Genomic DNA, 25190 nt, shown 5'->3' on the forward strand with positions numbered 1-25190 from the left:
GGAGCCGTGGGGCCGGCTCGCGCCAGGGTTCCCCGTTGCCGGGGACCGTGGCGAACTCAACCGCCCCATCGCCGCAAGCGGACTAGACGACGGAACACAACATGTCGGGGAAGCAAATCGTAATCCTGGGGGCAGGCCACGCCGGCGGATGCGTCGCGGCGTACCTTCGCCAGTACGGCCACGAAGGCTCGATCACCTTGGTGGGCGAGGAGCCGATCGCGCCGTATCAGCGGCCGCCCCTGTCCAAGGCCTGGCTCAAGGGCGAGGCCGACGCAGAGACCTTGGCGCTGCGGCCGCTGGCCTTTTACGCCGACAGCGGCATCGATTTTCGGCCGAACGTGCGAGCGATCACGATCAACCGACCGACCAAAACCGTGACGCTCTCCGCCGGAGGGCCGATCGCCTATGACATCCTGATCATCGCCACGGGCGCGCGCCCGATGACCCTGCCGGTCGACGGCGCGGATCTACCAGGCGTGCTCTTTTTGCGCACCGCCGCCGACGCCGAACACCTCAAAGCCGCCCTGGGCCCCGGCCGACGCCTGGCGGTCATCGGCGGCGGCTATATTGGACTGGAGGCGGCCGCTTCGGCGCGCGCGCTGGGATCGGACGTCGTGGTGATCGAACGCGAGCCCCGGATTCTGGCTCGGGTGGCCTGCGATGTGCTGTCGAGCTTCTTCCAAGCGCGCCACGAGGCGCGTGGGGTGCGCTTCATCCTCGGCGGCGGCGTCACGGCTTTTGAGGGCGCAGACGGCGCCGTCACCGGCGTGCGCCTGTCCGACGGACGCGTGGTGGCTTGCGACGCCGCCCTGGTGGGCGTCGGCGCGGTTCCCAATGACGACCTGGCCGCGGCCGCCGGCCTGGAGTGCGCGCGCGGGGTCGTCGTCGATCTCCAGGCTCGCACGGCCGACCCCTCGATCTTCGCCATTGGCGACGTCGCTCATCGGCCCATGCCGATCTATCAGCGCATGTTGCGCATGGAGAGCGTGCCCAACGCGCTGGAGCAGGCCAAGCAGGCCGCCAGCGCCATCGTGGGCCGCCCGCCGCCCGCAGGGGAGACGCCGTGGCAATGGTCGGACCAGTACGACATCAAGCTGCAGATCGCCGGCTATCCATTTGATGTCGACGATGTGCTGGTTCGCGGCGACCCGGCTGCCGGCAGCTTCGCCGTTTTCCACATGAAGGGCGACCAGATCCAAGCGGTGGAGGCCATCAACGCCCCGCCCGAATTCATGATGGGCCGCCAATTGATCGGCAACCGCAAGGCGGTTGATCGCGCGCGGCTCATCGACCCGTCCGTTTCCATGAAGGAGGTCTTCGCCTAGCCGCGGCGCGAGCAGCACCATGGCCAGGATCATCCAGGTCGCTCACGACGAAACTCACTGGGCCCGATATAGGCGCCGCTGACCCCCGGAACGTCGAGAATGGCCTCCAGGTCGTCGGCCGCCTCTTGGGTTTGCAATCTGCGGCAAGGTCAGGATCTCGCTGTTGGCGATGTCCTGGTCGGGCGTGCGGCCGCCATAGGTCGCGGCGCGGACCGGACCGTTGGAGCGCTCGCCCATCGGCGGGTAGAAGCTGGCCTTGACGCGGGCCTGGGCGTCGGCGGCGGAACGGATCATCGGGCCGATGATCCCCAGGCCCCCGCGTCCAGCACCTTGCCGATGATGGCCGGTTCGTTCCAGGGCACGCGCACCAGCGGTGTTAATGGATGGCCTGCAGGGCCTGGAAGCAGGTGAAGGCCGGTCTGTAGTCGGGGAGACCGTGCTGGATATCGAGCGTGACGCTGTTCCCGCCCATCTGCCCGAAGCGCTCCGCGGTGAAGTTGCATGGAATGAGCGACCAGCCGTTACGCAGATCTTGGCCGCTTGCAATCCGGCTCTGCGCCTATCGCTTCGTCGGCGCGGAGACTGGAATGAGCGCCCCATTGATCGCTCGGCTGGCCTCGGTGGCCAGGAACACGATGACGTCGGCCACAGCGGCCGGCTTCGTCCAGGACGCGGGATCGATATCGGGCATGTCCCTGCGGTTTTGCGGCGTATCGAGGATCAACGGCAGGACGGCGTTCACGCGGACGCGCCCCGCCAATTCGGCCGCTAAGCTCTCGGTCAGTCGCGCCACGCCCGCTTTCGAGGCGGCATAGGCCCCCAAGCCCGCGCCTGCGCGTTCGGCGACCGACGCGCCGATGTTGACGATTGCGCCACCGCTTGGCAGGCGCGGCGGCCCGGCACATGTTGGCGCAGGTCTTGAGATTGGCGTTGAACAGACGGTCCCAAAGGACCGGATCGCCACCGTCGATCATCTCGAAGGCGAAGGCGCCAGCAACATTGATCAGCGCCCGCACGTCGCCAAGAGCCGTCCAGGCCTGCTCGAAAGCCTCGACCGCCTGGTCGGCGTCGGCCAGATCTACGCCGGACACCGTGAAGTCGGGCGTAGGCTCGGCTACGGCAGCATGGTCAATGAGCGCAATCTTGAAGCCCGCCGCCTTGAAAGCCTGAGCGACGGCCTGGCCCAGCACGCCCAATCCGCCCGTGATGATAACGCCCGCCATAGAGCAGACTCCCGTGATCTGAGACTTCCAACCTTGGACGAACGTAGCGCCGGGCTCGACGCGTCGAGGCCCAGAGACCCTCCAGCGCTATTTTGAGAACGCCGCGTCCATAAACCGGGCGAGAGCTAGGTCGAGCGTCGTCACGCCGCCTGCGTCGTGCGTTGTCAGGCACACCTCGACGCGGTCATAGACGTTGAACCATTCGGGGTGGTGATCGAGGCGGTCGGCCTCGGCCGCGATCTGGACCATCCATTGGATGGCGTCGGCGAAGCTGGCGAAGGTGAACGTCTTGGACAGAGCCTCGCGCGGCCCGGTCTGCGCGCTCCAGCCCTGGAGCATGGCCGCGGCGATGTCGGGCATCAGACGTACCCGCGGTTCAGAACCAGAACACGCTTGCGGCTGCGCCAGGGTCGCGCCCTCGCCGCTCGAGGCCTTTGCGGAATCCGTCATGCCGAAAGCAAGGCCTGCTTGGCTTCGGGCTCTCGACCTTGGCCAAGGCTGGTCGCGCGCACGGCTTGCGGGATGGCGAAATACCGCTCAGGCGTCCCGATCCGCAGTCGGCGACGGGCGTCGATCAAGCGCTCCCCCAGCAATTTCTCATAGTCTTCGCCGACCAGCCAGACGGCCTTGCGCCCTAGACGATAGCCTTCCCAGATAGCCTGTCCCTGCGGATTGGACAGCCCGCCCGGCAAGGTCTCCAGCCAGCTGGCCAGCGCGATCGCGGCCCAGCCCCAGCCGCCAAGCTGAGCGAACGAGAAGGCCACCAGGGAGGCCTCGCCCAGGTGCTCGTCGGCCTTGTAGCCGGTCAGCACATGCCAAAGGTCATGGACGTCTCGTGTGCGGCGCCCCATCCAGACGTAAGGATGCTCGGCATGCATGTCGCTAGCGCCGGCCTGGCTGATCTCGGCCAGTCCCTCGGCGGAATAGCCGGTGGCGTCGAGGAAGGCCCGGTAGACTCCGCCGACGGTGTCAGGCTCAAAGCGCTCAAGCCACGTCCGGTCCATGAGCTTTTCGGCCAACTCCACGCGACGGTAGGCGACTTGGCCGCCGCCGCGGCTGGTCAGGAGACGCTTGTAAAGCCGCACATCTTCGTCGGCGTTCAGAGCGCTCATGATGACGAACACCTGCTCGGTATCGTGCTTGTTGGCCATGAGTTTGCGAAGCGCTGCGAACGCGCCTCCCCAGTCACGCCGGGCAACCAAGGGTTTGTCGATTTGAGCGCCAGCGATCGAAGGGGTCATTGCGCGTCTCCAAGCTTTGATCGCACAACCATCAATCAGGAACCGCTCAGTGTCAATATATCTGGAACTATCTGGTGTCACTTTCTGGCGCGGCGGCGCTGATCCGCGCGCGCGCTGAAGAAAGGCCTTGCTCCAAGCTCACTCCGGCTTGACCCCAATGAAGGGAATGGCTCTACCTCCGACGAAAATCGGATGACATCGATGACGCACTCTGACGTGGTGTCGCCTTCTCGTCGCTACGCCGGCAACTCCGCCGAGGAACGACGGGAGATGCGGCGCGAGAAGATCCTTGAGGCCGCGATCCAGGTGTATGGCGAGCACGGCTACCGCGCCTCTACGGTTCAGGCGGTTTGCGATGCGGCGGGCCTGACCAAGCGCTATTTCTACGAGTCCTACCGCGACAGCGAGGATCTGCTCGCGGCCTGCCTTCGCCGGGTGGTGGTGGAGTTCGCGGGCGAATTGGCGCAGGCCGCGCCGGCGACGCAGATCGGCCGCGAAGAGCGCGCCAGACTCATTCTGCGCGCCTATTTCGAAACCCTGAAGGAAGATCCGCCGCGGGCCCGGCTGTTCTTGCTGGAGACCGATGGGGTCGGGTCCGACGTCGTGGACGCCATGCGCGAAGCGCAAAGCGACATCGCCGACGTGCTGGTGCCCATGCAAGCGGGCGCGAAGCAAAACGGGCGCGCATCGCTCCAGCGGCTTGGCGCCGTTGCCGGGACCGCGCGCATATCGTCCGTTTGGATCGCCGACGGCTATGCCTTGCCCATCGACGATGTGGTCGAAAGCGCCCTGCGCCTCTTCACCGGCTTGCTCGAGGGCTAGCCAGTGAAGAGGGCCCGTGAAGCGCCGTTCGCCTAAGCGCCGTAGCCCAGGATGGCCTTGGTTTCGAGGAAATCGTGGAAGCCGTGATCGCCCCATTCGCGCCCATTGCCGCTTTGCTTGTAGCCGCCAAAGGGCGCGCTCAGGTCGTTGGCCCCATTGACTGACACCTGGCCCGCCTTGATCTGCCCCGCCACGGCTCGGGCCTGCACCAAGTCCTGGCCGCTGACATAGCCCGCCAGTCCGTACGGAGTGTCGTTGGCCAGGCGCACCGCATGGTCCAGGTCGTCGTATCCCAGGATGCACAGCACCGGACCGAAGATCTCTTCGCGCGCGATGGTCATGGTATTGTCGACGTGAGCGAACACCGTGGGCCTGACATAGCTGCCAGCCTGAAGATCGTCTGGCCGCCCCAACCCGCCCACGACGAGCACGGCGCCTTCGTCGATCCCCGATTGGATCAACGACTGGATCTTGCGCCATTGGACCTGGTTGGCGACCGGGCCCATCGTCGCATTACCGGTCGGATCGCCGACCTTGATCCCATCGACGGCGGCGCGGGCCGCCGCGGCCGCCTCATCCATGCGCGCGGCTGGCACCAGCATCCTGGAAGGCGCGTTGCAGGACTGCCCGGAATTGACCATTAGAGCCCGGACCCCGGCGGCGACACTGGCGCCGAACGCCGCGTCATCGAGCACGATGTTGGCGCTCTTGCCGCCCAATTCCTGGGCCACCCGCTTAACGCTGGCCGCCGCGGCCTTGGCCACTTCGACGCCAGCCCGCGTCGAGCCGGTGAACGACACCATATCGACGTCGGGATGGCGGCAGAGCGCCGCGCCGACGCCAGCGCCGTCCCCGTTGACGAGGTTGAACACGCCGGGCGGCACGCCGGCGTCATGGATGATCTCAGCGAGAATCTGACTTGAGAACGGCGCGGTCTCGGAGGGCTTGAGCACCATGGTGCAACCCGTAGCCAGCGCCGGCGCGATCTTGCAGAGCATCTGGTTGAGAGGCCAGTTCCAAGGCGTGATCAGCGCGCAGACGCCGATGGGCTCGCGCAGGATACGCGTCTCGCCGCGCGGCTCCTCGAACACGAAATGCTCCAGGACCTGCTTGGCGATCGCCAGATGGGCCATGCCGGCCGGAACCTGGGCGCTCTGGGACAGCACGGCCGGCGCGCCCATCTCCTGGGTGACCGCGCTGGCGAGGTCGCCGAACCGCGTTTGGTAGGCGTCCAGGACCCGCCCCAGGACGTCCAAACGCTGCTGGCGACTTGTCGCCGACCATGCCGAGAAGGCGCCGCGCGCCGCTTCGACGGCGCGATCAACGTCCGCCTCCGAGCCCATGGCGACGCGGCCATAGACCTGATCGGTGGCCGGATTGACGACATCAAGCGTCACCGAACGGGCCGGTTCGACCCAAGCCCCGCCGATATAGAATTGCAGAAACTCGCGCATAGCATCTCCAGACAGGCTGACGACGACCCGGACGCAGGCCGTTCAAGGTTACCAGGCCGCCCAGAACCGGGACGCCAAACGCTGCGTCGAGCCGGCGTTCCATTGGTCCAGGGCCAGCGAGCGTCCGAGTCGCGGCAGAAGGGGGCGGAATGAATAACTATAGTTTTTACTATAACGATGATCGAATGGACCTGCAATCGCTCTCACGGCTTATGGCGCCTTGGATTTCGCCTCAACACGGAGCTATGTCCCTCCAGGCGCTGCCGACTGACAATCGCTTAACATAGTTTTCACTACATAATGCCGTGCGCTGATTGCGGCGTCCTCGATCGTTTTGTCGAAGGTTCGGACACGGTCAACGCCGGCGGTCAATCGGCGCGCCCCGCTTCCTTACGAACCCGATGGCTCGCCGTCTGGCCGACATAGAGAACCCGACATGAAGCCCAACTCCTCCCAAACAGATCTGATCGCTGGCGCGGCCAGCGGAACCGGAGCCGCCATCGCTCAAAAGTTGGCGGCCACGGACGTGCGACGCTGTTGGCGGTAGCCGCAGATCTGGGGCCGGCGGCGATTTGGTTGGATTACAGCGCTGGGATGGGCTGCAGGCTTCGATTAGAAAGGCGGCGGGCAAGCTCAGCAGACCGGCTCTGATATGGCCAAGAGTTGACTTTTCGGGACGCATTCGTGAACGCAAATCCCGATCTCACCGCCCTTGATAAGCTCAAGACGCGCATCCAAGGCCTACGCGCCAAGACCACGGACAACGGTTGCACCGAAGACGAAGCCTTGTCGGCCGCCGCCAAGGTCGCCGAGCTGCTCAGTCGCTACGACTTGTCGCTGACAGACGTCGAAATTCGCGACGCATCGTGTGAACGGCTTGAATACCAGACCCACCGCAACAAGCGCATACCGCTGGGCGATTGCATCGGGGCCATCGCGAATTTCTGCGATTGCCGAGTTTGGCGCGAGAAAAACCCGACGGGCGACGCGCGATACGTATTCTTTGGCCTCCGCTCCGATATCGAAGCTGCTCGCTGCCTGACCGAACTGATCGACAGCGCCGTCCGGTTTGAGCTTGGCCGCTACAAGACCACCACCGACTATCAGCGGTTTCGCCACCAAGAGCGTCACATCGCGAACGCGTCCTTCACCCTGGGCATGATCGCGTCGATCGCAGACAAGTTGACCGCGATGAAGGCCGGGCGCGACCAGGCCAACAGCGCCGGTGGGCGGGATCTTGTCGTTCTCAAATCGGCGGTCGTCGACGCTGAACTCGACAGGCTCGATCTGAAGCTAAGAACGGTGCGCGGCCCAACCCGCATGGTGTCGCCGAAAGCATACGAGGCCGGCGGCGACGCGGGCGCTTCCTTGGCCATCGATCCCCACATCCGGAAGGCCACCTAACGCCCGCCAAAGACCCGCCTATGGCGGGCGCCCGCCCTCAATTCGCCGTGACCGAAAGTGCTCCATCAGCGTTAGGCCACCATGAAGATGATCAGCTTTCCCGACGGCGCGAGCGTCCCGGCCCTGGGCCAAGGCACTTGGATGATGGCTGAGCGACCTGACCGGCGGTCGCAGGAGATCGCCGCCCTCCGGGAGGGCGTCGAGCTTGGCATGGCCCTGATCGACACCGCGGAGATGTACGGCGAAGGCGCCGCCGAAGAACTCGTCGGCGAAGCTGTCGCCGGCCTGCGCGATCGCGTGTTCCTGGTGAGCAAGGCCTACCCACAAAACGCATCGCGCGCGCGCCTCCCACGGGCCTGCGAAGCCAGCCTCAAACGCCTCGCGGTCGAGAGGCTCGACCTCTACCTTTTGCATTGGCGCGGAAACGTTCCGTTGTCCGAGACCGTCGAGGCGATGGAGCGCCTCGTCGAGGCAGGAAAGATTGCGCGCTGGGGCGTGAGCAATCTGGACACCGACGACATGCGGGAACTGCTGGAAGCCGGCGGAGAAGACTGCGCCACCAATCAGATCCTCTACAATCTGTCGCGTCGCGGCCCGGAGTTCGAGCTCCTGCCCTGGCTTCAGCAGCGTTCCGTCCCGGTGATGGCGTACAGCCCGGTTGAACAAGGCCGGCTCGTCGGACATTCGGCTCTGCGGGGCATCGCGGACCGCAAGAACGTCACCCCGGCTCAAGTCGCTCTGGCGTGGCTACTACGTCAGCCAGGCGTGATCGCCATTCCCAAGGCGAGTTCGGTCGCGCACGTGCGGGACAACCGGGCGGCTGCGGATCTCGTCCTCGACGACGACGATCTAGCTGCGCTCGACCACGCATTCCCCAAACCCAGCCGCGGCCGCCCACTGGAAATGCTCTGAATTGACCGACGGGTGTGGAACTGAACCGCAGACCTCGCCAGCGTTCGATATCGGTTGGTTTGCAGACGTGTAGAGCGATCTCGGCCAACGCCCGATCTGCGCCAGGAGCGGACGTTGGCATGCCTCCCGATAGACGACATTCAGGCACCGTCATTCCGCATCCATTTCTGCCCCAGGTCGGACGATCGCAAGGCCAGCTCCCAGGCCAGAGACAATTTCGTGTTCGCGGGATCGTAAACGATGCTCCCACCGCGAATCGTGGCCTCCTGATCGCCTCGGTGAGCCCGGCGCGTCCTAGGGGCCCTGCCGTGATCGTCCTCATACGAAGGAAGCGCTCATGACCAAGACACGGTCCGACGCGCGCGGCCAACACTACGTTCCTCAGATGCTCCAGGACGCGTTCACCAGGCCTGGGAAGGGCAAGAAACCGCAGCTCTTCGTGTTCGACAAACACGAGGATAGGGTCTTCAAAACCTCGCCGGAGAACATTCTCCACCAACGCGATTTCAATACCTTCGAGTCGGAAGAAGCCAGCTATTGCCTCGAAACTGGCATGGGGAAGGTCGAAGACGCGGCCGCGCCCGTGCTGCGCCATTTGCTGACGTTGTCAGTCCTCCAAGAACTGGACGTTCATCTGAGGGTTCGGCGACAGAGCTAGGCATGGCGGTCCAGTGAGAATTGAATGACGTTGGTGCGCCCTGTTCGAAAGCCTGCTTCGCAGTAGGCCAGGTAGAACCGCCACAGCCGCCGAAACCGCTCGTCCAAATCCATCGCGCCGAGGACACCCGTCGCGGCGGCGTCCTCGAAGCGCTCGGACCAACGGCGCAAGGTCTCGGCATAGTCCAAGCCAAACCGCACGGTTCGCCGTGGCGCCAAGCCGTGCCGGGTCGCCAGGTCGGCCAGATGCGTCTCTGACGCCAGCGCGCCGCCAGGAAAGACGTAGCGCTGGATGAAGTCTGTGCGCGCGTCATATTCCTCGAAGAGCGCGTCGGCGATGGTGATGACCTGCAGGCCGGCGCGGCCGCCGGGCTTGAGCAGGTCCCGGACCTTTTGGAAGTAGATGCCCCAATAGGCCTTGCCGACCGCCTCGAACATCTCGATCGACGCCAAGCGATCAAACTGGCCGTCCAGCTCGCGATAGTCCAGCAGGCGGATGTCGACCCGCTCGGAGAGGCCCGCCTCGAAGACGCGGCGACGCGCCAGGTCATACTGCGCGCGCGAGATCGTCACGCCCTGCACGCGAGCGCCGATCTCACCGGCCGCGAACAGACCAAAGCCGCCCCAGCCACAGCCGATCTCGACGAGGCTGTGACCGGGTTGCAGGTCGATCAGGCGGGCCAGCTCCATGTACTTGGCGCGCTGCGCGACCTCCAGGGACTGATCCGGCGCGGTGAACCGGGCGGCCGAGTAGGTCATGGTCTGGTCGAGCCAGGCGGCGTAGAAATCGTTACCCAGGTCATAGTGAGCGTGGATGTTGCGGCGCGCGCCGGACTTGCTGTTGGCCCTGAGGTGGTGGAACGCCCAGTTGACCGCCTTCATCCACCAGCCGCCGTCGAACAGGCGACGGATGTGATCGTAGTTGTTGGCCAGGACCTCAAGCAGCGCCGCCAGGTCCGGGCTCGTCCACTCGCCGGCGATATAGCCTTCGGCAAAACCGATATCGCCGCTGGCCAGCACACGGGCGGCGAATCTCAGGTCCCGGACCTGAAGCACCGCCTGAGGCCCCGCGACCTTGCCCACGAGGTGATGACGGGCTCCGCCTCGCTCGACGATGGTCAGCTCTCCCCAAGTCCAGTTGGCCGACAGCAGGTCCACGAAGGCATGGAAGAGCGTCTGGCGGCGCGGCGCGGGGGCCAAGGCGGCGTGGGACAGGTCATTCATGGTCGAGGCCCTGCGAGCACTGAGGCGGCGCCGCAGTCGTCACGCCCGCGCCTCCTGAAACGAAACCGTACTTCGAAAACCCTGCTGTCGCCGACCTCGCTCTGGCCGGCGTGGGCGGCTAGCGGGCCACGAGCCGCGCTGCCTGGAAGCCCGCATAGGCGGCCAGCGCCGTGAGCGCCGCGCCCCAGGCCATGTCGGCCAGGGTCAGACGGGTGGACCAGACGCGCAGGGTCGCCTGGTTGGTCAGGTCATAGGTGGCGTAGGCCACGAAGCCCAGCACCGCGCCGCTCAGGGCGGCCTTGCCCCCCGCGTTCTCGCGCAGGGCCGGCGCCACGGCCAGGGCCACGACGCCTAGGCCATAAATCACGTAGAAGGCGATGGCGGCCGGCGCGTTAAACTTCTGGGCCAGCATGTCGCCCAGGACCGGTCGGTAAAGACGGGGGCCCATCAGCGACAGCCAGACGGCGTCGAGCCCAAGGAAGACGATCATCGATGCGACATAGGCGACAAGATAAGGCATTGCGGTTCTCCTTAGACCGGCGCGAGTCGGTAGTGGCTGACGCCCCATTCGGCGCCGCCGCGATCGCCGAACAGGCCAGCCGTCGCCAGGAAGAACCGGCGCCAGCGGCGCGCCCAGAGAACGGCGTCCTGGCCGTAGACCGAACGCATCACCCCCATGATCTCGCGCTCGTGGCGATCGAAATTGACCAGCCAGTCGTCGGCGGTGCGCGCGTAGTGCGCCCCGCTCCAGCGCCAGTCGGCCTCGACCGCGAAGAGGTCCGGATATTGATGCATCAAGCCATGGCTGGGCATCAGGCCGCCGGTGAAGAAGTGCTGGGCGATGAAGTCCGAGCGATCCTCGACCTCGAAGCGGTAGGGCGCGGCGCGATGGGCGAAGACGTGGACGAAGGCCCGACCGCCGGGCGTGAGCCAGGCGCGCACGCGGGTCAGGAGCGCGCGCCAGTTGGCCATGTGCTCGAACATCTCGACTGAGACGATGCGGTCGAAGCGTGACGAGGTCGCGAAGTCATTCATGTCGGCGGTCACGACCGTCAGATTGGCCAGACCCCGCTCGCGCGCCTGCTGATCGATGAAGGCCTTCTGGCCATGGGAATTGGACACCGCGGTGATCGTCGCGGCGGGATAGGCCGCCGCCATCCACAGGGACAGCGAGCCCCAGCCGCAGCCCAGTTCCAGCACCGCTTGCCCATCGGCCAGCCCGGCGTTCCGGCAGGTGCGCGCCAGCGCGGCTTCCTCGGCCTGCGCCAGGCTCGTGTCCGGCGTTTCGTAATAGGCGCTGGAATATTTCAGCCGCGGCCCCAGGACGAGCTCGAAGAACCGCGCCGGCAATTCGTAGTGCTGGACGTTGGCGGCCTGGGTGTGCTCGGCGATCGGACGGGCCGCCATGACGGCGGCGAAATCGGCCTCCGATTGTCCCGGCGTCCGGGCGAGCTGGCGACGGGCGTTGGCCACCAGCGCGCCTATGGCGGGCCGCACGATGAAGTCGGGACAAGGGGCGTCTTGCAACCGGTTGATGGAGGCGGCCAAAAGGCTCATCGGGGAGCTCCTTTTCGGGGCGGACGGGGAAAGAAGGCGCTGACCCTGGCCTGGTACTGGGCGTAGGCTTCGCCCTTGGCGGCGAGCATCGCCCGTTCCAGCGGCGGGACCCCGGTCAGGCGCGTGAGCACCAGGCCCATGGCCAGAGGGGCCAGCAGCGACAGCCAACCCGCGCTCCACCCGCCCGAAACGTCGATGGCGATGACCGGATAGGCGAGCCATCCCAACCACTCGAAGAAATAGTTCGGATGACGCGACCAAGCCCATAGACCGCGATCCATGACCGCGTCGGGGGCGTGTTGAGCGGTCTTGAAGCGACGCATCTGCTCATCGGCCAAGGCTTCGCCGCCGATGGCGATCAGCCCGATGGCCGCGCCGAGGACATCGGCGGCCCGCAGGCCCGCGCCAGGACGCGCCGCGGCCGAGGCGATCGACAGGCAGAGCAAGGCGCTGGCCGGCGCCTGGACGAGGGCCAGGGCCAGCATCCGAGGCCTGAACCGCTCGCCCCATTCAGATTTGAGCGTCCGATAGCGCACGTCCTCGGCGCCGCGGGCGACGCGAACAACGACATAGGTTCCAAGCCTCAACGACCACAGCGCCACCAGCGCCGCGACCAGGCCCCGCCGCGCGCCGGGCGCCCCCGCCCACGGGGCCAGGGCGGCCAGGACGCCGCAAGCCCCGGTCCCGAACGTCCAGAAGACGTCCGTCCAGCCACCGTTGCCTGTCCGCAGCACGCACCACCAGGCCAGACCCATCACGAGCGTCATCAGGCCCAGGGCCAGGGTCGCGGCGAGGATCATCGGCGGCCCCGGGGCCGCGCCAGCGTGGATCTCGCCGGACCGATCGTCCATCGAAGGCGTTTGGGAAGGGTCATGGCCTCGATACGGGGCGGCCATTTGAGTGGACGCATGGTCGTCCAAAAAACCATGTCGTCCGTACCAGGGTTTGAAGCGCGCTCGACGGCGCGCCGCAGTCCTGGAGTCGTCTATGCCGCTCGGCCAGTTTCCCGCTCGACCGCCCAACGCCCGCCGGCTGCGGATCGCCGTCGTCGGCGCCGGGATTTCAGGGCTTTCGTGCGCCTGGCTGCTGAGCGGCGAACACGACGTGACGCTTTATGAGGCCGAAGGACGCCTCGGCGGACACGCCAATACGGTCGAGGCGGACGGCCTGGCGGTGGACACCGGCTTCATCGTCTATAACGAGGTCAACTACCCCAACCTGACCGCGCTCTTCGAGCACCTGGCCGTGCCGACCAAACCGGCCGACATGTCGCTGGCCGTCTCGCTGGACGAGGGCGAGCTGGAATATGGCAGCAAGAGCCTGGCCTCGCTCTTCGCCCAGCCGAGCATCCTGCTTCGCCCGCGCTTCTGGTCGATGCTGCGCGACCTCAACCGTTTCTATCGCACCGCGCCGGGACATCTGGCGACGCTCGATCCGGTCATATCGCTCAGCCAGTACCTGAAGGACCAGGGCTATGGCGCGGCGCTGCGGCAGGACCATCTGTTGCCGATGGCCGCGGCCATCTGGTCGGCCAGCATCGAGGGCGTCGGCGATCATCCGGCCGCGGCCTTCATCCGCTTCTTCGAAAACCACGACCTCCTGCGGTTCATCGGACGGCGCACCTGGCGCACCGTGGACGGCGGCAGCCGGGTCTATGTCGAGGCCCTGGCCAAGGCCTTCCGCGGTGACGTCCGCCAAGGCGCGCCCGTCACCCGTGTGCGGCGCACGCCCGCCCAGGCGATCGTCGAGGACGCCGCGGGCGGCCGGCAGGCTTTCGATCACGTGGTGATCGCCGCCCACGCCCCGAGCGCCCTGGCCCTGCTGGACGATCCGTCACCCGAGGAGCGCGCGCTGCTCGGCGCCTTCCGCTACATGCCCAACACCGCGGTCCTGCACGGCGACGTTCGGCTGATGCCGCGCCGCCGGCGGGCCTGGGCGAGCTGGAACCATCTTGGCCGGCGCGATGATCCTGCGGCCGGCTGCGTCACCTACTGGATGAACCACCTGCAAGGCCTTTCCCGAAGACCGCCCCTCTTCGTGACGCTCAATCCCCATATCGCGCCCGATCCCGCCCTCACCTACAGCACGCATGCCTACGAGCACCCCCACTTCGACGCCGCCGCCCTGACGGCCCAGAAGTCGCTCTGGTCGCTGCAGGGCGCGCAACGCACCTGGTTCTGCGGCGCCTATTTCGGCGCGGGCTTCCACGAGGACGGGCTGCAGGCGGGCCTGGCGGTCGCCGAGCAGCTGGGCGGCGTCCGCCGCCCCTGGCGGGTGGCCGGCGAAAGCGGCCGCATCGTGCTCGCGCCGCATTCTGTCGCCCAGGCCGCCTGATGAGCGCCTCGGCGATCTATAGCGGCCTGGTGTTCCACAAGCGCGAACGCCCACGTGTCCATGGCCTGCGCTATCGGATCTTCATGCTCCTGCTCGATCTGGACAAGCTGGACGATCTCTTCGCCCGCCTTCGCTGGCTGCGCCGCGGTCGACGGGGCTGGGCGTCGTTCGATCCGCGCGACCACGGCGATCATCGCGGCGGGGATCTTCGGGCCTATGTCGCCGAGCGCCTGGTCGAGGCTGGGCTCGAACCGGGAGGGCCCGTGCGCCTGCTCTGCATGCCAAGGGTCCTCGGCTATGGGTTCAATCCCCTCAGCCTCTATTTCTGCCATGGCCGCGACGGCGTCCTGAGCGCGATCCTCTATGAGGTGCGCAACACGTTCGGCCAGGACCACGGCTACATGATCGCCGTCCCCGAGGACGATGGTCCGGTTCGTCAGACCGCGCCCAAGCGCTTCTATGTCTCGCCGTTCATGGACATGGACCTGACCTATCGTTTCACCATATCGCCGCCGGCCGAGGCAATCGCGGTACGGGTCGAGGTCTTGGACGCCGATGGCCTGGTGCTCACCGCGGGATTCTCCGGCAGGCGCTCGCCGCTCACCGATGCTAGCCTGCTCTCAGCTCTGGTCCGTCATCCAATGCTCAGTTTCGGCGTCATGGCGGCGATCCATTGGGAGGCGCTGAAGATCTTCGCCAAGGGCGTCGGCCTGCGTCCGCGCCCACCCGCGCCGGCTCGTCCGATCACCCATGGCGCGGCCCTGAGGCCGTGACAATGAGCTCGTGCGTGCTCCTGCCTTTTGTGCTCGCCGCCGTGCTGGCCGCGCCCCCGGCCCTGGCCGAGTCCGCGCCCGAGCCCCGGCGCGCGATTGAGATCGAACGCTTCATGGGACGCTGGTACGAGATCGTCCGCACGCCCAACACCCGCCAGCGCAATTGTCACGGCGCATACCAGGTTTGGGCCAAAAAGGGCGACGGAACCTTCAACATCGACCAGGTCTGCCATGCCCAAGAGCGCAACGGACCGGCCCGCCATGTCGATACCGTCGCCCGGATCGTGGACCCGACCACCAACGCCAAGTTCGAGGCCAGCTTCTTCGGCGGGCTGATCCGCCGACAGTACTGGGTCGTCGACCGCGCCGACGACTACGGCTGGATGATCGCCAGCACCGCGGACGGCAAGTTCGTGGCGCTCCTGGCGCGCGCCCCAGGACTGCCAGCGGCCAGGCACGCCGCGCTGAAGGCCCGCATGCGCGCGCTCGGCTTCGACAACGCCCTCGAGGACGTGGGCGCGACCATGCCATGAGGAGACCCGGCCCAGATCGATTCCACAAAATTTGGCCGCCGACGCCGCGCCGATTCATCCGCCGGGACGCTCGCGCCGTATAAGGGTCATGCATGCGACTCGACCCGCTCCAGTCCAACGAGAGGCCGCCGCTTTGGTGAGCCAGCCGCCACGCGACTTTCGCGCTCTGATCGCCTGCATCGCCCAGAGCCAGGACCGCGACGCGTTCGTCGAGGTCTTCAACTTCTATGGACCGCGCATCAAAGCCCTGCTCGTCAGAAGCGGAACCCCGCCCGCCGCTGCCGAGGAGCTGGCGCAGGAAGCGATGCTGACGGTCTGGCGCAAGGCCGCCGCCTACGATCCGACGCGCGCGTCGGTCGCGGCCTGGATCTTCACGATCGCGCGCAACCTGAGGAGCGACGCCCTGCGTCGGGGATCCTCGGCGCTACATGCTTTCGACGCCACCTTCGGGACCGAGGCGCCGGCCCAGCCGGACGCGATCTTGAGCGGCGCGCAGGACGGCGCCTGCGTCCGGGCCGCGATGCGCAGCCTTAATCCCGATCAAGCCCAAGCGATTGAAATGGCATTCTTCCAGGAACAGACACACAGTCAGATTTCGCATGCCCTCGGCGTGCCGCTCGGCACCGTCAAGGCGCGGATCCGATTTGGCATGATGAAACTGAGAGCGTTCGTCGAGCGCGAAATGCGAGGCCAGGCATGAGCGCGCGCCATCATCCCAGCGAAGAGCGCTTGTTGGCGTTCGAGGCCGGAACGCTCAGCGCGCCGGAGGCGGTCGTCGTCGCCACCCACTTGGCGATGCGGCCCCAGACCCGCGCCTGGACCCATCTGGCTCAGGCCGTAGGCGGAGCGGTCCTCGACGACCTGGCGCCAAGCGCGCTCGAGGACGGCGCCCTGGCCGCGGTCCTGGCGCGCCTCGACAGCCCCGACCCGGAGGCCGGCGTCGCACCGCCGCTGCCCACCGCCGATCACAGCCTGCCAAGTCCGCTGCGGAGCTTCGAGCTGGGTCCCTGGCGCTGGGCCGGACCTGGCGTGCATGTCCGCAATGTCCTGGGCCCCCGTGACGGTGATTGCCGGGTCATTCTGCTGCGCATAGCGCCGGGCAAGTCGGCGCCGCGCCACACCCACGTGGGCGTGGAGCTGACCTGCGTGATAGAAGGCGCCTACGCGACGGAGGACGGCGTTTTCGAGCCGGGCGACTTCGAGGAGGCCGATCCTAGCGTGCTCCATCAGCCGCGCGTGGTCTCCGACACACCCTGCCTGTGCGTGGCGGCTCTTGATGGGCAGATCGTCTTGCCAGGGCGGCTGGGCATGCTCCTAGCGCCCTTCGTGCGCCTCTAACCGGTCCCATCCTGGCCGCCTGACTGCTGTCTATTGGTCAAGGTTGGGTTCGGAGCGCTCCGAGACGCCAATATCGCAGGTCGCGTTGCTGGTGGCGCTCCATCTTGGCGACACTGCGCCATGAGCCGACCTAGGCGTAGCTCCAGGAACCAGACGTTAGCTGGCAAGCCCGAATGGCGTCGTCCGTCTCTCCTGGCATAGAGCGAAGCGAGCGGTCGCCTCTCGACGGAATGGAGATATCCGTACGTGGGCTGGCCATCAGCGGGTGTAGCTTTTCAGTTGAGTTGCGGAGGCTCGGCCGTCAATAAGTCGAGGCACCCGGTTACCGCGAAACGATCCAATGTTCATTTCAAACCAGGCCACGCCGGCCGAAACCTTGGCTGAACTGCTGGCGATGTCGAGCCGCGACGAAACCGACACAGCCCGGTTCAAGGCATTCAAGCACGATAAGCACCTGTGTCCAGGCTTCCGACGCTCGATCCGGGCCATGATGGACGCCTACAAGAGCCACCGGACCGACGTCCAGACCACTCAAGGGCCCAGGGACAACGGCGTCGATGTGCTGCTGACCTATAAGTACGATGTTGAAAGCCGGCGCGTCGGCTTACAGATGAAGAGCTATTCGGAGATTCAGGATTACGCTTCGGGCAAGGATCCTGGCTTCGTCAAGAATCTGAAGGCGCAATACGCTGCGGCCGTGCAGCGGGTCGACGACTACTATATCGTGCTGTGCACGGACGAAGTCGCGCACGCGGGACAGATTCAGACCCTGTCTTCGGAAATCGCCGGTTGGGAAAAGCTCAAAATCATCTTGCCGTCTCAGGCACTGAGCTTCTTCGAGATGACGCCGGACGACGTGCGCGCGTTCGTTACCCGTCTGCTGTGCGAGCAGGACGCCGTGCTCGAAGCCGCGCTCGCCGCCGTGGATCCGGATCGTCCGACCGAATCGTTGATGAAACTGGCCTGCGTCTGCCGGCTGCTGTCGACCGGAGTCGCCGAACTCGACGACACCGCACTGACGGAACTCTTTGTCGACGCGACTGGCGACACGTCGGCAGACGGACTTCCCGACCTGCTGTGGGATCTTCCCACCTACGGCCTGGAAATGATCGAGACCGCCGGCTACCGCATCGACCTTGCGCTACTGCCAAGCGCGCTTTGTGCGATCTATTTCGATAGCCTCGTGCGGCATAACCGCAGTGAAGGGGAAATGGTCGATTACCTCGCGCGTTTGCTGGGGCTTCGATAGGCCGCGGCTAGGGATCCAACCCGCCGCCGTTCAATCGGGCGCAACCTGATAGGCGATCGTCGCGTCGCCATCAGCACACACCCGCGGCTCCAGGAGGAAGCTCGAGCAAACTCACGGCATCCAACCTCGCCTCGACTTCACCTCTTCGGATAGATCGTCAGGGATGGAACGGCTTTCAGCCGGACGACGAGACATGAGCGCGCCGCAGCGTCGGCCGCAGGTTCGAAGCGGAAGCCGAGGTAGCTATACTGCGGCGGACGCGGCAGGTGATAGTAGATAAAGACGCCTAGGGGGTGGTTAGCCCCGACGCCCACACCCTAGCCAATAGGTCCCGAGAAGGCCGCCATCAGGGCCATCAAAAGGCCGAAGACCAAGCAGATCGGCGCGAAGACGAAGCGGCCCGCCCAGTCGGCGCGATGCTCCCCGAGCAGGCGCGTCCACATCGCCCCCCGGCCATAGCTTAGAGTCCACCTGCGAACCTTGGGCGAAGAAAACATGAAATAGCCCAGGGCCATGGCGGCCAGGCCCAGAACGATCATCACGATATTGCCCAGCGCCATTGCTTTCGACCTTTATGCGACGGACAGCCGGCCCGGTGGGCGGCCCCGTCGGTTGACACATGGCCTGCGATTAGACTGAGTTGGCGTATCAGGCCACTGCAAGCGCAGTTCGCCCAGCGCCTCGACGACCTGCATCAGAACGGATCAGCGTCCCAGCACGAGCACCGAGAACGTCCCGCTCTTGGCGCTCCGCCGGCCACCTGGCTGGGCCGGCGGATCGTAGTCGGCGGACGGCAGATAGACCTTGCCGGTCTGCGGATCGAACGTTCCCGTCCGGGCGCCAGGCTTGGTCGCCACCGTCTCGATCACCGCGACGTCGGTCGGGCCGCGTACGGCGATCACCGACAGGGTCCCCGCCCCGCCGCTCGGCACATAGGCCAAGTGGCGTTGGGCGTCGTAGAAGGCCGCATCGGGCTCCTCGCCGACCGGCAGGCTGGCCACGACCTTGCCCGAGGTCGATGACACCACCTCGGCCTTGCCGTTGGCGCAGGCGGCGATCAGCAGGCGGACGTCGGCGGCGTAGGCCAGGCCGCTGGGCTCGTCGCAGCCGGCCATGGCCCAGTGGGCGACGACCTTGCGCGCGGCGGTGTCGATGACGGCGATCTCGCTCTTGTCCTCGATATTGACGAACACCCGGCCTCGGCCGTCGGAAACGCCGAACTCCAGCTTGCCGCCGACCGGGATCACCCCCACCGCCTTGGCCGCCTTGGCGTCGATCAGCGTGATGTCGCCGCTGCGGCCGTTCATGACGAAGGCCAGGCCGCTGGCGGGGTCGAACAGCGCCGCGTCCGGATTCTGACCGGTCGCGACCGTGGCGCGGACCATGCCGGTCATGGCGTCGACCAGAGTGGCGGTATTGGCGCCGCCGTTGGTGACCAGCAGTTCGTCACCGCCCGGCAGCGGCAGGGCGATATGTGCGCGTTGGGCGGCCACCAGCGCCGGCGTCACCTTGCCTGTGTCGACATCAATGGCGGTGACCGCCGCGCCGTGCGCCACGTAGAGGCGGCGGTGGACGGGGTCAAAATTGGCATAGTCCCAGCCGCCGTCCGGACCGGCGATGCGGTCGACGATCTTCATCGGCGCGGGCCCGGCGGCGGCCAGGGCTTGAGCAGCCGTCACGACAGTCAGGGCCAGGATGGAGGCGGCCAGGAACTTGGTCTTCATGGGGAAATCCTGCTGAGACGAGCCGAACGACAAGGGGTGAACTAGGGGACTTCCGCCGCGCCGACCGAGCGCGGCGCGCGGCCGTAGCGCCAGATCAGGGACGGCAGCACGACGAGACTCGCGATGGTCGAGGTGATCAGGCCGCCCAGGATGACGATGGCCATAGGTCCTTGGATCTCACGGCCGGCCTGGCCGGTCTGGACGGCCAGCGGCAGGACGCCCAAGGCCGTGACCAGGGCGGTCATCAGGATCGGCGTCACCCGCTCGCGGGTCGCCTGGGCCAGGGTGGCCAGCGACCAGTCGTGGCCTTCCACCGTGATCAGGTTGTCCAGGTGCGAGGCCAGCAGGATGGCGTTGCGAGCCGCGACGCCGAACAGGGTCACGAAGCCGACCAGCGACCCGAGCGACAGGCTGGCGCCGGTCAGGGCCACGGCGATCACGCCGCCGACCAGAGCGAACGGCGCGGAGGCCAGGATCAGGCCAACCGCGCGACCGTCGCCGAAGGTGATCAGCAGCACGGCCACCACGGCGATCAGGGCGATGGCGACGTTGAACAGCAGCTGGCGCTGCGCGGCCTGCGTCCCGGCGGCCGTGCCGACATAGTCGACGTAGACGCCCGGCGGCAGGCGAACCTGGCTGGCGATGGCGGCCTGTACGGCCTTGGTCACCTTGGCGGCGTCCCTGGGCGGCGGATTGGTGGTGATCACCTGCCGCTGGCGCCCGCCCTCGTGCGAGACGCTGGTGCGGCCGTCAGTCAGGTAGACGTGGGCCACCGCCTTCAACGGCACGACCTGGCCGCTGGTCGAGCGGATCAGCAGTTCACCCATCGCCTCGGGATCCTGGCGGGTGTCCGGCGTGGTGGTCACCGCGATGTCGAGGGCGCGGCTCTCCTGGTAGACCTGGGCGGCGACCGAGCCCTGATAGGCCGTCTGGACCGCGTCCAGCACCTCGGCCGGCGCCAGGCCGTAGCGGGCCAGGGCCGGCAGGTCGAGATCGGCGCGGATCATCGGCGTGCTGGGCGGGGTCTGGATCTTCACGTCGACCGCGCCAGGGACCTTCTCCATGACGGCGGCGATCTGGGCGGCGGTCTCGTCCAGGGTGTCCAGATCGGCGCCGTAGACACCGACGGCCAGGGCGGCGGTCTCGCCCGACAGGGACTCCCCGATCCGGTCGCCCAGGAAGGTCAAAACCTCGGTCTCAAGGCCGGGATAGGCGTCCAGGGTCTGGTGGATCTCTTCCTGAATGCGGTCCTGGTCCTTGCCGGGCAGCTTGGGCTTCAACTCGACGTGGAACTCGCTGCGTTCCGTGCCCCAGGTGTCCTCCCCGCCCGAGGCGCGACCGATCGTCTGCTCGACGCTCTCGACGCCGTCGATGGCCAGCAGGTCGTGGGTGATGCCCTCGCCATACTTGCGCATCACCGACAGCGAGGCGCCGGGCGGGCCGGCGACGCCGAGCACGAAATGACCTTCGCGGAAGCTGGGCAGCAGCTCGGAATTGAACAGCATCAGGCCGACGACGGTGACGATCGTCGCCAGGATCGCGCCGATCACCGCCAGCACCGGACGGCCAGCCGCGCGAACCAGCACGGCCTCGTGCCAGGCCTTGGCCCGCAGGATCACGCCCGGCTCGTCCGGCAGGCGGGTGTTGGACAGCATCAGCAGGCAGAGCGGCGGGGTGACGACGATGGCCACAGCCAGGGAGGCGACGGTGGCCAGGATGAACGAGGCCGCCAGGGGCGAGAAGAACGCCCCCTGCAGCCCGCCCAGCATCAGCACCGGGGTCAGCGCCAGAGCCACGACCAGGGTGGCGTAGATCACCGGCGCGCGCACCTCCAGCGAGGCGGCCAGCACCGTGGCCGCGGCGGGCGCGTCGCCGCGCGAGCGCAGGCGGCGGACGATGTTCTCAACGTCGATGACCGCGTCGTCGACCACCACCCCCAAGGCCACGGCCAGACCACCCAGGGTCATGGTGTTGAGGGTCCAGCCCAGGGCGTCCAGCACGATCACCGCGGTCAGCAGCGACAGCGGGATCGAGACGAACGACACCAGCACCGTGCGCAGGTCGCGCATGAACAGCAGCAGCACCACGGCGATCAGCACCGCGCCTATGACCAGGTCCTCGGCGATGCCGCTCAGGGCGGCGGCGATGAAATTGGCCGGACGGTGCAAGCCGGCGTCCACCTTCACGCCCTGGGCCTCCAGCGCTGGCCTCAGCTCGGCCATGGCGGCCTCGACAGCGTGCGTGGCGTCCAGAGTGTTGGCCCCGTATTGGCTGGACAGGTTCACCAGCACGCCGGGCTTGCCCATGATCAGGGCCGCGCCGGTATCGGGGGCCGGGGCGTCGACCACGTCGGCCACGTCCCCCACCCGCATCGGCGCGCCGCTGGCGGCGCCGGGGATCGGAGCGGCCGCGATGTCGGTGGCGCTCATGGCCTGGCCGCGTGCATCGATCAAGATCCGCTGCTCGGGGGTGTCGATGAAGCCGCCGCCGCTGACGCCGGTGGAGGCCTTCACCGCCGCCACCATGTCGGCCAGCGACAGGTCTCGCGCCGCCAGGTCATCGGGTCGGACGCGCACCTCGAACCGTCGCACTTCGCCGCCATAGACCGTGGCCCGGGCCACGCCGGCAGCGGCCAGCAGGCGCGGCCGCACGGTCCACTGCACCAGGTCGCGCAGTTGCATGGGGGTCAGCTTGTCGGAGGTGAAGCCGATCTTCAGCAGGTCCATGGTCGAGGAGGTCAGGGGCGCGACCTTGGGCGGCAGCACACCGGCCGGCAGGGCGCCCTGCACCTCGGCCAGCGCCTCGGCCACCACCTGGCGGGCGCGATAGGGTTCGGCCCCTTCGGCAAACGTGACGCTGACGATCGAGATGCCCTGGATGGATTCCGAGCGCACCGTGGCTACGCCCGACGCGCCGTTGACCGCCTGCTCGACGGCTCGGGTGACCAGTTGCTCCACCTGTTCGGCGGTCAGGCCCGGAGCCTCGGTCTGGATCTCGGCCTGGGCCGGCACAAACTCTGGAAAGACGTCGAACTTGGCGTGAGCCAACACGATGCAGCCGTAGAGGAACAGCAGCAGGGCGGCGACGGCGGCCAGGCGCGGCCGAGCCAGAGACCAGCGGACAATGGCGCTGAGCATCGCCTAGTCCTCGGCCTTGGGCGCGGTCTCGGCGGCCAGCAGGGCCGAGGCCCCGGAGACCACGACCGGTTCGCCAGGGGCGAAGCCGCTAGCCGAGAACAGGCCCTCCGGCTGCGAGGTCGGGGCGACCAGCGCCCGCCGCTCGAAATGGGTGGCGTCCTTGCGGACATAGGCGAAGGTTTGACCCGCCGTGCGGATCAGGGCCGAACGGGGAACCAGCACCCCTGCCCCGCCGGCCGCGCCGGCCAGCGTGACCGGCGCGGACATGCCCACGCCCAGGCGGGCGGCGACCGGGCCTCGCACGACGCCGATCAGTCCGCCGGTCTGAACGCGCGGGTCGGCCGTCCGTGCGACCCCGAGGATCGCGATATCGACCGTCTCGCCGCCGCTCAGCTGCATTCGCGCGCCGTGGGCCCCGCCGGTTCCGGTCGGAGCATCGATCCGCACAAGCACGGTCCGTCCCTCGACGAGTTCGGCGATTAGCCGCGAGCGGCTGGCGTCATTGGTGAAGGCCGGGCCCCATTCCAGACCGACGCGGCGGCGCAGCAGCACCAGCTTGGCGAGGTCGGCGCTGGCCTGGGCCTGAGCGGCCTGGGCGACCTTCAGCGAGACGGTGGCGTCGGCCGCGGCTAGGGTCTTGGTCCGAGCGGCCTCGGCGCGCGAGGCGGCGGCGGCCGTAGCTGCGGTGACGAGATCGCCGTCCAGCGTGGCCAGCGGCACCGGATCCAGCACCCGGGCGAAACCGGTCGCCACCGCCTGACGCCGGGCGGCCGCCAGGGGCGCGGTCGTGACGCCAAGCCGCTTCTGAGTGGCCGCATCGACCTGAATCTCAGTCGCCTGGACGACACCCGCCCAGCTCACGCCGGCGATGAGGGCGAATAACGCGAGCTTGTTCATTGTTGGCCTCCAAGCGCGCGGGACGCATTCTGCAGCAGGGCGATCTCGGCCGGATCGAACGGGACCCGCAGGGCGTCCTCGAGATCGACGCCGGCGGTGATGGCGGCGCGCCGCGCGTCAAGCACGGCCAACTCGGCCTCGATCAGGGTCGCCTGGGCGCCCAGGTCGTCAACGCGGTCGACCTCGCCGGCCTTGGCGCCGCGGGCGGTCGCCTCGGCCAGGCGCCGGGCGACGGGCAGGTCGCGCTCGCGGGTCGAGGCCTCGGTGATCCGCGCCGCGCCCAGGGTCGCCCACGCCTGATCGACCGCGCCCAGGGCAACGGCCTGGACCGCTTCCAGGGAGCGCCCTGCCTCGGCGCGCTTGGCCTCGCCCTGGGCGATCGCGGCGCGGTTCAGGTCCATCGGCGACAGGAGAAGACCCAGGTTGAAGGGCAGCTTGGCGATGCCATGGTCATAGGTGTAGCCCGGCCCGACATGAATCTCCGGATACTGTTTGGCGACCTCCAGCCGTAGCGCGCTTTCGGCCAGGTCGTAACCGACCACGGCCCTGAGGACGTCACGCCGGGTCAGGGCGGCGTCGCGGCGGGCCTGGATCAGGTGCAGCCCTTCCGGCGGCGGCGCGACGGGGGCTAGCGACAGGTCGGCGATGGCGGCGGCCGGCACGCCCAGAGCCTGGGCCAGGGCGGCGTCGGCCTGGACGCGACGGGCGCGGGCGTCGACGAGGCGGCGGTGGGCGACGGCTAGATCGCTCCGGGCAGCCAGGGCCAGGCTTCGGTCGTCCTCGCCGGCCGCGACCCGGCGGTCCAGGCGATCTACACGAGCTTGGCGAACAGCCTCGAGGCGTTGGGCCAAGGCCGCCTCGGCGTCGGCCGACAGCCGATCGGCCCGGGCCCGCGTCAGGGCGGTGCGGACGGTCCACACCGCCTCGCCATAGTCGTAGAGCGCTTGCATGGCGGCCAGGTCGGCGGCGTTGAGCCGCTCGCCGCGTCGCGCGCCGATGTCCAGCGGGACGTCGGAACCCACACCGTACAGCCACTGTTTCGGCTCGCGCCTGGCGTATTCGGCCGTGAGCGTCAGGGTCATGCTGGGCGCGACCCGCGAGGTCTTGGCCGCCGCCACGGCCGTCCGGTACTTGGCCGCGGCCTCGGCGACAGAGGCGTTGCGCGCCAGGGCGGCCGCCAGCAGGTCGCCGCCGGTCCAGGTCGCGCCGGCTGGCTTCTCGTTCAGCCGGCGGGCTTCCAGCGCGATGGGATAGGCCTCCAGGTGAACGGGGGCAGCGACATAAGGCGTGCAGCCGGCCGATATCAGGATCATGCCGGCGAACGCGGATGAGACGACGGCGAGGCGGACGGCGCGCATGCGAACTCCTGGACCGGGCCGGCTTAGC

Annotated in this window: 24 protein-coding genes and 1 pseudogene; 11 read left to right on the top strand and 14 right to left on the bottom strand. The window is 67.5% G+C overall.

All coding sequences use genetic code 11. The annotated features are described in order from the left end of the window. Window positions 1–101: 101 nt before the first annotated feature. Window positions 102–1325, top strand: a complete 1224-nt coding sequence (locus tag ASD47_RS14180) for an NAD(P)/FAD-dependent oxidoreductase (RefSeq protein ID WP_056757646.1) — start codon at window positions 102–104, stop codon at window positions 1323–1325. A gap of 54 nt (window positions 1326–1379) precedes the next feature. Here ASD47_RS14180 and ASD47_RS14185 read toward each other — a convergent pair whose 3' ends face one another. The 4 genes and pseudogenes from ASD47_RS14185 to ASD47_RS14200 all read right to left on the bottom strand — a co-directional run bounded on the left by ASD47_RS14185 (window position 1380) and on the right by ASD47_RS14200 (window position 3789). Continuing rightward, a complete protein-coding gene (locus ASD47_RS14185) occupies window positions 1380–1619 on the bottom strand; it encodes a hypothetical protein (RefSeq protein ID WP_056757650.1) in 240 nt (79 codons plus the stop codon). Between the two features lie 265 nt (window positions 1620–1884). Next, window positions 1885–2548 (bottom strand): annotated as a pseudogene (locus ASD47_RS28240) (SDR family NAD(P)-dependent oxidoreductase). Window positions 2549–2635: 87 nt separating this feature from the next. Beyond that, window positions 2636–2908 (bottom strand): 4a-hydroxytetrahydrobiopterin dehydratase, encoded by a 273-nt coding sequence (locus tag ASD47_RS14195; RefSeq protein WP_056757778.1) that lies wholly within the window; start codon window positions 2906–2908, stop codon window positions 2636–2638. Between the two features lie 86 nt (window positions 2909–2994). Then, complete coding sequence (locus ASD47_RS14200; protein ID WP_082564616.1) at window positions 2995–3789, bottom strand: Coq4 family protein; 795 nt, start codon at window positions 3787–3789, stop codon at window positions 2995–2997. A gap of 201 nt (window positions 3790–3990) precedes the next feature. Here ASD47_RS14200 and ASD47_RS14205 point away from each other — a divergent pair, with 201 nt between their 5' ends. Next, window positions 3991–4611: a TetR/AcrR family transcriptional regulator gene (locus tag ASD47_RS14205; RefSeq protein ID WP_056757783.1), complete on the top strand. Its 621-nt coding sequence runs from the start codon at window positions 3991–3993 to the stop codon at window positions 4609–4611. 32 nt (window positions 4612–4643) lie between these two features. Here the strand turns inward: ASD47_RS14205 and ASD47_RS14210 are convergent, their stop codons facing one another. Next, window positions 4644–6065 (bottom strand): aldehyde dehydrogenase family protein, encoded by a 1422-nt coding sequence (locus ASD47_RS14210; RefSeq protein ID WP_056757653.1) that lies wholly within the window; start codon window positions 6063–6065, stop codon window positions 4644–4646. Window positions 6066–6749: 684 nt separating this feature from the next. Between ASD47_RS14210 and ASD47_RS14215 the strand changes: the two genes are divergently transcribed. From ASD47_RS14215 to ASD47_RS14225, 3 genes are all read left to right on the top strand, one after another. Next, window positions 6750–7469: a DUF2786 domain-containing protein gene (locus ASD47_RS14215; protein ID WP_056757656.1), complete on the top strand. Its 720-nt coding sequence runs from the start codon at window positions 6750–6752 to the stop codon at window positions 7467–7469. Between the two features lie 81 nt (window positions 7470–7550). Next, window positions 7551–8381 (top strand): aldo/keto reductase, encoded by an 831-nt coding sequence (locus tag ASD47_RS14220; protein ID WP_056757659.1) that lies wholly within the window; start codon window positions 7551–7553, stop codon window positions 8379–8381. A 337-nt stretch (window positions 8382–8718) separates the two neighbouring features. Beyond that, entirely contained in the window at window positions 8719–9039 is a 321-nt protein-coding gene (locus ASD47_RS14225) for a DUF4238 domain-containing protein (protein WP_056757662.1), read from the top strand. Here the strand turns inward: ASD47_RS14225 and ASD47_RS14230 are convergent. The 4 genes from ASD47_RS14230 to ASD47_RS14245 form a co-directional block, all read right to left on the bottom strand. After that, window positions 9036–10262 carry a cyclopropane-fatty-acyl-phospholipid synthase family protein gene (locus ASD47_RS14230; RefSeq protein WP_056757666.1) on the bottom strand — a complete coding sequence of 409 codons (1227 nt, stop codon included), beginning with the start codon at window positions 10260–10262 and terminating at the stop codon, window positions 9036–9038. The genes ASD47_RS14225 and ASD47_RS14230 overlap by 4 nt on opposite strands. A 118-nt stretch (window positions 10263–10380) precedes the next feature. Next, window positions 10381–10782, bottom strand: coding sequence for a DUF2177 family protein (locus tag ASD47_RS14235; protein WP_056757669.1), 402 nt, complete (start codon window positions 10780–10782; stop codon window positions 10381–10383). Between the two features lie 11 nt (window positions 10783–10793). After that, complete coding sequence (locus tag ASD47_RS14240) at window positions 10794–11819, bottom strand: cyclopropane-fatty-acyl-phospholipid synthase family protein (RefSeq protein WP_056757672.1); 1026 nt, start codon at window positions 11817–11819, stop codon at window positions 10794–10796. Further along, window positions 11816–12670 (bottom strand): DUF1295 domain-containing protein, encoded by an 855-nt coding sequence (locus ASD47_RS14245; RefSeq protein ID WP_230983663.1) that lies wholly within the window; start codon window positions 12668–12670, stop codon window positions 11816–11818. The genes ASD47_RS14240 and ASD47_RS14245 overlap by 4 nt, the downstream gene beginning before the upstream one ends. A 136-nt stretch (window positions 12671–12806) precedes the next feature. On the opposite strand from ASD47_RS14245, the gene ASD47_RS14250 reads away from it, so the two are divergent. The 6 genes from ASD47_RS14250 (at window position 12807) to ASD47_RS14275 (ending at window position 18046) form a co-directional block, all read left to right on the top strand. After that, window positions 12807–14153 (top strand): NAD(P)/FAD-dependent oxidoreductase, encoded by a 1347-nt coding sequence (locus tag ASD47_RS14250; RefSeq protein WP_056757674.1) that lies wholly within the window; start codon window positions 12807–12809, stop codon window positions 14151–14153. Then, window positions 14153–14926, top strand: a complete 774-nt coding sequence (locus ASD47_RS14255) for a DUF1365 domain-containing protein (protein ID WP_056757676.1) — start codon at window positions 14153–14155, stop codon at window positions 14924–14926. Before ASD47_RS14250 ends, ASD47_RS14255 begins: the two co-directional genes overlap by 1 nt. A gap of 14 nt (window positions 14927–14940) precedes the next feature. Next, window positions 14941–15459: a lipocalin family protein gene (locus tag ASD47_RS14260; RefSeq protein ID WP_162251646.1), complete on the top strand. Its 519-nt coding sequence runs from the start codon at window positions 14941–14943 to the stop codon at window positions 15457–15459. A 136-nt stretch (window positions 15460–15595) separates the two neighbouring features. Next, window positions 15596–16159: a sigma-70 family RNA polymerase sigma factor gene (locus tag ASD47_RS14265; RefSeq protein WP_308424030.1), complete on the top strand. Its 564-nt coding sequence runs from the start codon at window positions 15596–15598 to the stop codon at window positions 16157–16159. After that, complete coding sequence (locus ASD47_RS14270) at window positions 16156–16797, top strand: ChrR family anti-sigma-E factor (RefSeq protein WP_056757684.1); 642 nt, start codon at window positions 16156–16158, stop codon at window positions 16795–16797. Before ASD47_RS14265 ends, ASD47_RS14270 begins: the two co-directional genes overlap by 4 nt. A 340-nt stretch (window positions 16798–17137) precedes the next feature. Next, on the top strand, window positions 17138–18046 hold the full coding sequence (locus ASD47_RS14275; RefSeq protein WP_056757689.1) for a hypothetical protein: 909 nt from the start codon (window positions 17138–17140) through the stop codon (window positions 18044–18046). A gap of 317 nt (window positions 18047–18363) precedes the next feature. Here the strand turns inward: ASD47_RS14275 and ASD47_RS14280 are convergent, their stop codons facing one another. The 5 genes from ASD47_RS14280 to ASD47_RS14300 form a co-directional block, all read right to left on the bottom strand. Beyond that, window positions 18364–18606 carry a hypothetical protein gene (locus ASD47_RS14280; protein ID WP_056757692.1) on the bottom strand — a complete coding sequence of 81 codons (243 nt, stop codon included), beginning with the start codon at window positions 18604–18606 and terminating at the stop codon, window positions 18364–18366. A gap of 144 nt (window positions 18607–18750) precedes the next feature. Beyond that, window positions 18751–19770, bottom strand: coding sequence for a YncE family protein (locus ASD47_RS14285; RefSeq protein ID WP_056757695.1), 1020 nt, complete (start codon window positions 19768–19770; stop codon window positions 18751–18753). Window positions 19771–19811: 41 nt separating this feature from the next. After that, window positions 19812–22907, bottom strand: coding sequence for an efflux RND transporter permease subunit (locus ASD47_RS14290; RefSeq protein WP_056757697.1), 3096 nt, complete (start codon window positions 22905–22907; stop codon window positions 19812–19814). Between the two features lie 3 nt (window positions 22908–22910). Next, complete coding sequence (locus ASD47_RS14295; RefSeq protein WP_056757700.1) at window positions 22911–23804, bottom strand: efflux RND transporter periplasmic adaptor subunit; 894 nt, start codon at window positions 23802–23804, stop codon at window positions 22911–22913. Continuing rightward, window positions 23801–25162: a TolC family protein gene (locus tag ASD47_RS14300; RefSeq protein ID WP_056757703.1), complete on the bottom strand. Its 1362-nt coding sequence runs from the start codon at window positions 25160–25162 to the stop codon at window positions 23801–23803. Before ASD47_RS14300 ends, ASD47_RS14295 begins: the two co-directional genes overlap by 4 nt. Between the last annotated feature and the right edge of the window lie 28 nt (window positions 25163–25190).

This window comes from Caulobacter sp. Root1472 (genome assembly GCF_001426985.1).
Lineage (GTDB): Bacteria > Pseudomonadota > Alphaproteobacteria > Caulobacterales > Caulobacteraceae > Caulobacter > Caulobacter rhizosphaerae.